Source organism: Nocardia sp. 2TAF39 (assembly GCF_052114905.1).
In the GTDB taxonomy this organism is placed as follows: Bacteria; Actinomycetota; Actinomycetes; order Mycobacteriales; family Mycobacteriaceae; genus Nocardia.
The window spans coordinates 55,830-64,076 of the sequence record NZ_JBFRFQ010000042.1 but is presented as its reverse complement, the minus strand read 5'-3'; the positions used below and the strand labels follow the sequence as shown (position 1 = coordinate 64,076).

Annotated in this window: 7 protein-coding genes and 1 pseudogene; 7 read left to right on the top strand and 1 reads right to left on the bottom strand. The window is 68.3% G+C overall.

From position 1 onward, the window contains the following. Positions 1 to 859 precede the first annotated feature (859 nt). The 7 genes and pseudogenes from AB4Z47_RS23725 to recN form a co-directional block, all read left to right on the top strand. A pseudogene (locus AB4Z47_RS23725) lies at positions 860 to 1,855 on the top strand (hypothetical protein); the annotation flags it as partial. An 89-nt stretch (positions 1,856 to 1,944) separates the two neighbouring features. Then, the gene (locus tag AB4Z47_RS23720; protein ID WP_441953631.1) at positions 1,945 to 2,109 is read left to right on the top strand and encodes a hypothetical protein; all 165 of its coding nucleotides are present in this window, start codon (positions 1,945 to 1,947) and stop codon (positions 2,107 to 2,109) included. Between the two features lie 432 nt (positions 2,110 to 2,541). Then, complete coding sequence (locus AB4Z47_RS23715) at positions 2,542 to 3,432, top strand: HAD-IIA family hydrolase (RefSeq protein ID WP_441953629.1); 891 nt, start codon at positions 2,542 to 2,544, stop codon at positions 3,430 to 3,432. Between the two features lie 13 nt (positions 3,433 to 3,445). After that, positions 3,446 to 3,760, top strand: coding sequence for a hypothetical protein (locus AB4Z47_RS23710; protein WP_441953627.1), 315 nt, complete (start codon positions 3,446 to 3,448; stop codon positions 3,758 to 3,760). A 1-nt stretch (position 3,761) separates the two neighbouring features. Further along, a complete protein-coding gene (locus tag AB4Z47_RS23705) occupies positions 3,762 to 4,583 on the top strand; it encodes a TlyA family RNA methyltransferase (RefSeq protein WP_441953625.1) in 822 nt (273 codons plus the stop codon). Next, positions 4,580 to 5,539 (top strand): NAD kinase, encoded by a 960-nt coding sequence (locus tag AB4Z47_RS23700; RefSeq protein WP_441953623.1) that lies wholly within the window; start codon positions 4,580 to 4,582, stop codon positions 5,537 to 5,539. The genes AB4Z47_RS23705 and AB4Z47_RS23700 overlap by 4 nt, the downstream gene beginning before the upstream one ends. Beyond that, positions 5,517 to 7,301, top strand: a complete 1,785-nt coding sequence (gene recN, locus AB4Z47_RS23695; protein ID WP_441953621.1) for a DNA repair protein RecN — start codon at positions 5,517 to 5,519, stop codon at positions 7,299 to 7,301. Before AB4Z47_RS23700 ends, recN begins: the two co-directional genes overlap by 23 nt. Positions 7,302 to 7,310: 9 nt before the next feature. Here recN and AB4Z47_RS23690 read toward each other — a convergent pair whose 3' ends face one another. Next, positions 7,311 to 7,730, bottom strand: a complete 420-nt coding sequence (locus tag AB4Z47_RS23690; RefSeq protein ID WP_441953619.1) for an SRPBCC family protein — start codon at positions 7,728 to 7,730, stop codon at positions 7,311 to 7,313. Between the last annotated feature and the right edge of the window lie 517 nt (positions 7,731 to 8,247).

Here is an 8,247-nt window from a genome sequence, read left to right as displayed (position 1 = left end):
ACCCGACAGGGTGTGGGAGAGTAGGACACCGCCGGAACATCCTTCCACGATAGGGGACCCACACCAGGGTCCCCTATCGTCGTTTGAGCACCAGACCGTACTCGAACCACTTCGCCGTGCCCCCACCCCACCGCCGGCACGTGATTGAATTCGTGGGGCCCTATTTACTTCTTGCGAAATCTAGAAAGGGAGCACCGTGCCGGAACAAAACGACGATCGGAAGCCCTTCCGGCGCGGCGCTCCCGACTCCGGGGCCGGTCGGCGCGGCGACAGCCGTGAGAGCGGCCCGCGCTCCAGCTCGGGCCAGCGTAGCGGTGGATTCAACCGCCGCGACGACTCCGGTGAACGCGGTGGCTTCAAACGACGCGGCGAGTCGGGCGGCTCTAGTTCACGCGACAATTCATCGGAGCGCGGTGGGTTCAAGCGCCGCGAAGAATCCGCCGGCGGGTTCAACCGTGGCGATTCGGACGAGCGCGGCGGCTCCGGACAGCGCGACAGGCTCTCCGAGCGCAGTGGATTCAGGCGGCAGGACTCCGGCGACCGGGGTAGCGCCAACCGTCGTGGTGGCTCTGGTGGCTTCCATCGCGGGGGCGATGCGGCCGAGCGTGGCGGGTTCGACCGCGGTACCGATTCCGGCGAGCGTGGGGGATTCAACGGCCGCAGCAGCGAGCGTGGGGGGTCAGATCGCCGCGGCGACTCCGGCGGGCGTGGCGGGTTCGACCGTCGCGGTGATTCCGGCGAGCGTCGCGGTGATTCGCGTGGCGCGTTCGGTCGAGGTGGCGATTCCGGCGGGCGTGGCGGCGCCGACCGGGGTACGGATTCGCGTGGCGGTTTCCGCCGTCGCGGTGACGATTCAGGGGACCGGAGCGATGCCCGTCGCGGCGCCTCGGGAGAGCGTGGTGGGTCCACCCGTCGCGGTGATTCGGCCGACCGCAGCGGTGCCGGTCGGCGGGGCGACGACTCCGGCTTCGCGCGCCGTGGTGATGCCGAGGAACGCCGAGGGACGAGCGAAGGCCGTGATGCCGGTGAGCGTCGTGGGTTCGACCGAGGCGACCGTCGCGGTGACTCGGACCGTCCCGAGTGGGCCGCACGCGGTGATGCGCCGCAGGATCGCCGTCGCGGCGGCGAGGGCGCACGCGCCGGCAGTGGCCGTTCGGTCGACCGTCGTCCGCCGCGTCCGGAAGAACCGGATCTGCCGGATGACGTCCAGCCCGCCGATCTCGACGCTGCCGTCCGCCGCGATCTGCTCAGCCTCGACAAGGGCAACGCGGAGACAGTCGCCCGTCATCTCGTGATGGCCGTGCGACTCATCGATGACGATCCGGGTTTGGCTCTCGCGCATGCCAGGGCAGCGCGCCAGCGCGCCGGTCGGATCGCCGTGGTGCGCGAAACGGCAGGGGTCGCCGCCTATCACGCGGGCGAATGGGCCGAAGCCCTCTCGGAGCTGCGAACTGCCCGCCGGATGTCCGGCGGGTTCGGCCTGTTGGCCGTAATGGCCGACTGCGAACGTGGCCTCGGCCGTCCTGAACGCGCGATCGAACTCGGCCGCAGCGACGAGGCCCGCGCGCTGCGCGGGGACGAGGCCACCGAATTGCGCATCGTCGTCGCGGGAGCCCGAATGGATCTCGGCCAGTACGACCAAGCCGTCGTTACCCTGCAGACGTCGGATCTCGATCCGGCACGCACCGGTTCGGCCGCGGCCCGCCTCTTCTACGCCTACGCCGACGCACTGGTCGCCGCAGGCCGCACCGACGAGGGCCTCACCTGGTTCCTCAACGCCGCCTCCGCCGACCTCGACGGCGAAACCGATGCGGAAGAACGCGCCGCCGAACTCACGGGTGACATCGACCTGTAGCCAGCCGTGGGCGACCGGACACTCCTCGGAAAGGGGAAGGACACTCGGCTCGGACGGCCGGAAGCAGCGCCGTCGGTGAAGGTTCTTCCATGAACTCGGGCACCGACGGCCACGGCGGATCGGACGATGCTCAGGTTGAAGTGCAGCAGGCCATTGCGGCCATGTCGCTTCGTCACTCTCGTGAGGACCCGGCCGACTCCAAGTTCGCCGACATACACTCCGATGCCGTCCGCTTCGAGCCTGTCTCCGCGTAGTCGCTCCGCCATCGGCTCGGCCCGCAAGTGACGGATTTCTCCCAACGCGAGCGACCGCAGAGCACCCACTCCGTCTGCGGTAGGTATTCGTTCCCTGCGCCACAGCTGCGTTCGGTTCCGCACATCGGTGCGTTTCTCCCGGCACTGCGAGGCGCGTACGGATTCGAACCATGGTCGACAGGTGTGACGCGCAGTGCCGGAGCGGAAGTGGTCCAGTCGGACGATGCTGTGATCAGCACTGACGAGTGCTGCTCGAAACCGTCGCGCGGCACCGACGATCCGAGCCGCGAAGTGGCTGACGCCACGCTTTTGCTGTTCCTCGTCTGGCGTAGTGTTCGAATGGCTCGGACTTGCCGAGATGGCTGTACCGCCGGAGGGTCCGGCGGTGTGCGTCGGCAACACGCCGATCGGGTGACACGGAGTGAGAGTGGTGTGAACCGACTACGAGACCGCTACCAGGCCCTGCTGCTGGATTTGGACGGCACACTGTATCGCGGTCATGCGGTGATCGAGGGTGCCCCACAGGCATTGGCTGACGGGGGCGGGGCGGTTCAGCGGCTCGTGTACGTCACGAACAATGCCAGCCGGAGTCCGGACGTCGTGGCCGCGCACCTGGCCGAACTCGGCTTTCCTGCGGCGACCGACGATGTGGTGACCAGCGCGCAGGCGGCCGCCGGTCTGCTGGCCGAACGACTCGACCAGGGCGCGCGGGTGCTGATCGTCGGCACCGATGATCTGGCCGCCGAGGTGGATGCGGTCGGTCTCCATTCGATTCGGCGCTTCGACGGTGCCGCTCCCGCGGCTGTGGTGCAAGGGCATTCACCCCACACGGCGTGGCCGGACTTGGCCGAGGCTGCCTACGCCTTGCGTGCCGACGCGCTGTGGGTCGTCGCGAATACCGACAAGACCCTGCCGAACGAACGTGGCCTCGCTCCAGGCAACGGCGCGATGGTCGCCGCGCTGCGTGCCGCGTCGGACAGGGAGCCGATCGTGGCGGGCAAGCCGTACGCGCCGCTGCTGGAGGATGCCCTCGTCCGCGCGAACACTCGCAGCGCGCTGGTGGTCGGCGACCGTCTCGACACCGACATCGAAGGCGCCAACCGCGTCGGCCTCGAGTCGCTACTGGTACTGACCGGCGTGAGCACCCTGGACGAGTTGCGCGACGCCGCTGCCGAGCAGACTCCCACCTATGTCTCCGACTCCCTGGATGCTCTCAACTATTCGCCCGTTGAGCTCGCGTCCGACAGCGGCTTGGGCGAGGCCTTGCGAAGCAACCCGGGGCGAGCCGTGACGGTTCGCGCGTCCAGTTCGGAAATCCGATAGCGTTGACGCCACGATGACTACTCCTATGCCCCGTTCCAACGGCCCCGGGCTGCACGCCGCCCGGGCGAACGGTCCCCGCCCCGGGGGCCCGTTGCCCGGTCAGCATCTGCCGGGCGTGCAAGGGCGCCCGGAGCCTGCCGACCCGGACCGGATTCGCGGAGAGGTCGACAGCCTGCTCGCCGAACTCGACATTCGCACCGGCTGGGCCGGAGCGAAGGCGGCGGCCGACAGCGCCGAGTCCGGCGCGGATATCACCCGTCGCGCCCGAATCCTGGAGCAGGCACACGACGTGCTCGTTCAAGCACTGGCCACGGTGGACAAGATCTGAAGTGGCCCGACGCTCGCGAGTGGACGCGGAACTGGTTCGCCGCGGATTGGCGAGATCGCGAGAGCACGCGGTCGAGCTGATCGGTGCGGGCCGCGTCCTGATAGCTGGAACGGTCGCCGTCAAGGCGGCGACCGCTGTGGAACCGGGCACGCCGTTGGTGGTGCGTGTGGAACCCGACGAGGTTTCCTGGGCATCGCGCGGGGCGCACAAACTACTCGGCGCGCTGGAGCTGTTCGAGTCGCAGGGGCTCTCGGTCGCGGGTAAGCGGTGCCTGGACGCGGGCGCGTCGACCGGTGGTTTCACCGACGTCCTGCTGTCGCGCGAGGCGCGTGAGGTGATCGCGGTCGATGTCGGCTATGGCCAGCTGGTCTGGCGCCTGCGGAATGACGAGCGGGTGCGAGTGTTCGATCGTACCAATGTGCGCCACCTGACTCCCGAAGCGATCGGCGGCACCGTCGAACTCGTGGTAGGCGACCTGTCGTTCATCTCGCTCGGTGTGGTCCTGCCCGCGCTGGTGGCCTGCGCGGCGCCAGGCGCCGACCTGTTGCCGATGGTGAAGCCGCAGTTCGAGGTGGGTAAGGAGCGTGTGGGCTCCGGCGGCGTGGTGCGTGACCCCGCGCTGCGGGCCGGAGCGGTCCGCACGGTCGCCGCCGCGGCGGCGGAACTCGGCATGCGTACCGTCGGAGTAGTGGCGAGCCCCTTGCCAGGGCCGTCGGGCAATGTCGAATACTTCTTGTGGCTGCGCAAGGACGGGCAGTTCGAAGACGACGGCGAGCAGGTCGCGGTCCTCGTTGAACGTGCGGTTGAGGAGGGTCCACAGTGAACGCGCTGGCACGGGCCGAAGGCCGGGAAATTTTACTGGTGTCACATCCGGGCCGGGCGGAGATCATCGAGACCGCCCACCGGGTGGCGAAGATCTTCGCGGACGCGGGCATCTGCCTGCGGGTGCTCGCGGACGAGGCGGACAGCACCCGGTTCGAGGCCGAGCCGGGCGGATACCCGGTGCGCGTGGTCGAGCATGGGCCCCGGGCGGCAGTCGGCTGCGAGATGGTGCTCGTACTCGGTGGTGACGGAACGTTCCTGCGCGCCGCCGAGTTGGCACGGCCGGCTGCGGTGCCGGTGCTCGGAATCAACCTCGGCCGCATCGGGTTTCTCACCGAGGCCGAGGCCGAGCACCTGGACGAGGCGCTGGCGCAGGTGGTTCGGCGCGATTACACGATCGAGCACCGGATGACCATCGACGTCACGGTCCGGGTCGAAGACGAGGTGGTCGAGAGCGGCTGGGCGTTGAACGAGGCGAGCATCGAAAATGCCTCGCGCATGGGCGTGCTCGAAGTAGTGCTGGAGGTCGACGGTCGCCCGGTGTCCGCGTTCGGCTGCGACGGCATCCTGATCGCCACGCCGACCGGATCGACCGCCTACGCATTCTCCGCGGGCGGGCCGGTGGTGTGGCCGGAACTCGAAGCGCTGCTGGTGATTCCGAGCAACGCCCATGCCCTGTTCGCGCGGCCGCTGGTGACCAGCCCGGAGTCGCGGATCGCGGTCGAATCCGTTGCGACCGGTCACGATGCGATAGTTTTCCTGGACGGCAGGCGCACGCTTGCACTGCCGAAGGGCGGCCGGGTGGAAGCGGTCCGCGGCGCCGAGCCGGTGCGTTGGGTGCGGCTGGACTCCGCACCGTTCGCCGACCGGATGGTGCGCAAGTTCCAATTGCCCGTGACAGGCTGGCGTGGCCGACGGCGAACGGAGAGCACAAGTGCTGACAGAGATCAGGATTGACGGCCTTGGCGTCATTTCCACAGCCACCGCGCAGTTCCACGAGGGGCTGACCTGCCTGACCGGTGAGACCGGTGCGGGCAAGACCATGGTGGTTACCAGCCTGCATCTGCTCAGCGGTGCGCGGGCCGACGCGGGCCGGGTCCGGCTCGGTGCATCCCGTGCCGTGGTAGAGGGCCGGTTCACCATCGACGACGTCAACGACGCGGCGCGTGCGGAGGTCGCACGGGTTCTGGAAGCGGCAGCGGCCGAACAGGACGACGACGGCAGCATCATCGCCATCCGCACGGTCGGCAGCGACGGACGGTCGCGCGCGCACCTCGGCGGTCGCGGCGTACCCGCGTCGGTGCTGGCCGATTTCACCGCGCCCCTGTTGACGGTGCACGGCCAGAACGACCAGCTGCGCTTGCAGCGCCCCGATCAGCAGTTGTCCGCGCTTGACCAGTTCGCCGCCGACACCGTGGGTCCGCTGCTGCGGAAATACCAAGTCCAGCGCCGTTCCTGGCTGGAAGCCAGGAACGAACTGCTCGAACGGACCGCGCGCAGTAGGGAACTGGCGCTCGAGGCCGACCGGCTCAAACACTCGCTGAACGACATCGACGCCATCGCACCCGAGCTCGGCGAGGACGTGCGCATCCTCGACGAGGTCCGCAGGCTCAGCGACCTGGACTCGCTACGTGAGGCGGCGGCCACCGCGCGCGACGCGTTGGCCGGACCGGCCGACGCTCCCGAAGACGGTTCCGGCGCATTGGAATTGCTCGGTGCCGCGCGCGCCCGCATCGAATCGGCCGACGATCCCGCGCTGATCGCCCTCGCACCTCGCCTGACCGACGCCATTGCCGTGGTGGTCGATCTGACCACCGAGCTGAGCGGCTACCTCTCGGACCTGCCTTCGGATCCGGGTGCACTGGACGCGCTGCTCACCAGGCAGGCCGAGCTGAAGACGCTGACCCGCAAGTACGCGCCCGATATCGACGGTGTGATTGCCTGGGCCGATGAGGCGCGCACCAGGCTCGGCTCGCTCGACGTGTCGGAAGAGGCGCTGACCAAGCTGGCCGCGGAGGTGGACGTCGCGGCCGAGCGGGTGCGGGAGGCGGCGAAGAAGCTGAGCGCCGCGCGAACCGAGGCGGCGGGCAAACTGGGGGCCGCGGTCAGTGCCGAGCTGGGTGGTCTCGCGATGGGCAAGGCGCGCCTGGAGGTCGAGGTTCGACCGCTGCCCGCGAGTCCGCAGGACTCCGCGCCGCTCACTGTCGGCAGGCAGGAACTGCACGCCGGTTCGTCTGGCATCGATGAGGTCGAGTTCCGCCTGTCGGCGCATTCGGGCGCACAGTCGCTGCCGTTGAGCAAGAGCGCCTCCGGTGGTGAGTTGTCGCGCGTGATGCTGGCGCTCGAGGTCGTGCTCGCCGGCTCCGAGCACGGCGCGACCATGGTGTTCGACGAGGTCGACGCTGGTGTCGGCGGCCGGGCCGCGGTCGAGATCGGCCGCAGGTTGGCCCGGCTCGCCCGCACGCATCAGGTCATCGTGGTCACTCACCTGCCGCAGGTGGCGGCGTTCGCCGACACCCACCTGGTGGTCGATAAGTCCGACAACGGCAAGGGCAAAGTCGACAGCGGTGTTCGTGCGCTCACCAAGGACGAGCGCGTCATCGAATTGGCCCGCATGCTTGCCGGTCTCGACGACACCGAGACCGGCCGGGCGCACGCGGAGGAGCTGCTGGCTACGGCGCGTGCCGAGAAGTCGGGCGTCGAGGTGGCGACGCGGTGATCGCGTCGGTCAGCGCACAGCCTTCTGCGCGCCTTTGATGAACTGGCCGATCAGGTTCTTCAGGCCGAACTCCAGCACCTTGGCGGGCACGGGGAGCTTGGGGTCGGACTGCATCGTGTAGGAGACCAGCGTGCCGTTGTCGGTATCGGCGAAGGTGACGATGCCGACGTGGCGTTTCACCGGGGCGCCCTTGATGATCCTGTATTCCATCCGCTCGCCGGGCACCAGCTTGGTGATCTCCTCGGTGATGCCGAGCGGACCGAGTCCGAACATATGCTGGGCGCCGACGCCCTCACGTTCGGTCAGGCCGGGCTTGGTCAGCTTGACCTGGACCGGAAGGTAGGGGTTGATGCTTTCGCGGTCGGCGAAGAGCCGGTACACGACATCGCGCGGCGCGGCGATGACGGCGTCGACGGTGGTGCTGGCCATGGGGCCTCCTCTTCGAGTTACCTGTGACGGGCAGCATATAGGTACTCCTTGCCCTGCTCGCTGATCGTGTTGTCCGCATCACAGTCGGTTGCGGGCGCGTCATGATGGCTGATGCGCACGGCACGGGACGGGTGTCGTCTCAGGCGGGTCGCTGGGCCGATCCTGAACCCTTCGTGGAATCACAGGACACGTGCCCAGCGGTTGAGGTTCACGTGACCTGAATCGGGATCGACACTTCGCATCGGATCGTGCGATAGCGACTCATTCGCTGGATAGCGAATCCGAACGGAGAGTTGCGTTGGAGGAGTTTCCGGTCGCGTCCTGTCGTTCGATCTCCTGTGATGACCGTGAACGGTAATCCATGGCTACGGTTCTGCAGTGTCGCTGGTTCGCTCAGAACGTCATGAACAGGAAAAATGTGGTGCAAGGTGGCCCTTTGCGGCGTGCCCGATCCTGAATCCGTGGGTGGACCGACGCTGAAGAAGTATCGGAACCGTGTGGTGCGTGGGGCTATCAC

Coding starts and splice junctions, on each gene's coding strand:
- AB4Z47_RS23720 (WP_441953631.1), top strand. CDS start 1,945: ATGAACTCGGGCACCGACGGCCACGGCGGATCGGACGATGCTCAGGTT.
- AB4Z47_RS23710 (WP_441953627.1), top strand. CDS start 3,446: ATGACTACTCCTATGCCCCGTTCCAACGGCCCCGGGCTGCACGCCGCC.
- AB4Z47_RS23690 (WP_441953619.1), bottom strand. CDS start 7,730: ATGGCCAGCACCACCGTCGACGCCGTCATCGCCGCGCCGCGCGATGTC.